This is a genomic window from Burkholderia sp. LMG 13014 (assembly GCF_905232215.1).
Taxonomy (GTDB): domain Bacteria; phylum Pseudomonadota; class Gammaproteobacteria; order Burkholderiales; family Burkholderiaceae; genus Burkholderia.
This window is the reverse complement of the sequence record NZ_CAJNKE010000998.1, coordinates 1-1311: the sequence shown is the minus strand read 5'-3', so window position 1 is coordinate 1311 and position 1311 is coordinate 1. Positions and strand designations below refer to the sequence as shown.

At 65.8% G+C, this 1311-nt stretch carries 3 protein-coding genes; 2 read left to right on the top strand and 1 reads right to left on the bottom strand.

Annotated features, from left to right (window positions below; genetic code table 11):
* Window positions 1-186: response regulator transcription factor (locus tag JYJ84_RS36860; protein WP_205190318.1), on the top strand; the 186-nt coding region annotated here is incomplete at its 5' end.
* A gap of 137 nt (window positions 187-323) precedes the next feature.
* Window positions 324-707, top strand: a complete 384-nt coding sequence (locus JYJ84_RS36855; RefSeq protein ID WP_175016955.1) for a hypothetical protein — start codon at window positions 324-326, stop codon at window positions 705-707.
* A gap of 72 nt (window positions 708-779) precedes the next feature.
* On the opposite strand, the gene JYJ84_RS36850 is transcribed toward JYJ84_RS36855, so the two are convergent.
* A complete protein-coding gene (locus JYJ84_RS36850) occupies window positions 780-1085 on the bottom strand; it encodes a panthothenate synthetase (protein ID WP_122949512.1) in 306 nt (101 codons plus the stop codon).
* Window positions 1086-1311 lie beyond the last annotated feature (226 nt).

The window sequence follows — 1311 nt, the reverse complement described above, 5'->3', positions numbered from 1 at the left end:
GAGATGTCGATCGCGAGAATGGTGCTGCGCGGCAATTCGTCGAAGGCGATTGCCGAGCGGCTCGCGATATCACCCGAAACGGTGAAGGTGCATCGGCGGCACCTGTACGCGAAGCTCGGGATTTCGTCGCAGCCCGAGCTGTTTTCGCGCTTCATCCAGGCGCTGGGGGAAGACGCGGCCGGATGACCGCATCGATACTGATGGATGGCAACCGGCGTGGAATCGGGCACACTCCGTGAAGCGCCGCATGCCGTGGTCGTCCGGTAATGCCGATGCGGATGCCCGTCGACAACAAGATTGCCCGAAAACTGGAGCCCCGACTCATGTCGCTCATTCCGATCATCGGACTTGGCTGGCTGTTTCTGTGCGCGATCAGTGCCGCCTCGATCGTGCTCGTCCCGCCCGTGGTGCTGGTCGCCTGCCTGATGGGCAAGAACGTCTGGTCGATCCTGACCCGCGGCCGGCTGCAGTTCGCGTTCCTGGCCTACCTCGGTTCCGCGCCCGTGCCGGCGGTCTTCACGTTCCTGCTGGAGATCGGCGCCACGGCCGGGAATCACGGTGGCACGGCGTCGGCCAGCGAGTATCAATGGAACGAGCGGTTCTTTTTCGTGTTCGTCGCCGCGGCGGCACTGAGCGGCCTGCTGTTGCTGTTGCGACCGAAAGACGGGCAAGCGGCCAACGTTGAACCACCGCAGCCGGCACGTTAGTCGGCGCGAGAGCGCCGCGCCATGCCGCCTGCCCGGTTCTCGAGCAGGCGCAGGGGCATGGGCAGCTTCCCGCTACTTCCACTTCGCGCCGAGTTGCGCGAGCCCGGCGTTCCGGAGATCGTCCGGCAACATCACCACGCGGAACTCGCAGTCCGCATTCAACATCAGGAACCACGGCTCCGCGAGCGCCGGGATCTGCGACGGGTCATGCACGTCGACGATCACGACGGCCCCGCGCCCGCCGCTCTGCTCGGTGAAATACACGGCCTCCGGTTTGACCGCTTCGAGTATTCGCCCGATCACGTCGCCGACGCTGCCGTCGCGCACCAGCGTGTTGAACGGCTCGTGAGGGATTCGTATGTTGAGAAGCATGCGCATGACCATCCTCCTTGGGCTCCGCCCGGCCTGGGCCCTTCAAGCATAGGTGCTGCGCGATGCCGCGCCAGTGGCACCGACGGCACCCGGCGACACGCATTCACATTCCGACGATTCGATGACACCGCATCGCGCGAACGCCCATCGTTCACGACACGCGCATCCCCCGGGAATGCCGTCGCGGCCGATGCGCCGTCGAATCAGCACCCCGCTCGCGCGGCCGCACCGC

Excerpts from the sequence above, each read along its gene's own strand:
- JYJ84_RS36855 (WP_175016955.1), top strand. The coding sequence starts at position 324 with ATGTCGCTCATTCCGATCATCGGACTTGGCTGGCTGTTTCTGTGCGCG.
- JYJ84_RS36850 (WP_122949512.1), bottom strand. The coding sequence starts at position 1,085 with ATGCGCATGCTTCTCAACATACGAATCCCTCACGAGCCGTTCAACACG.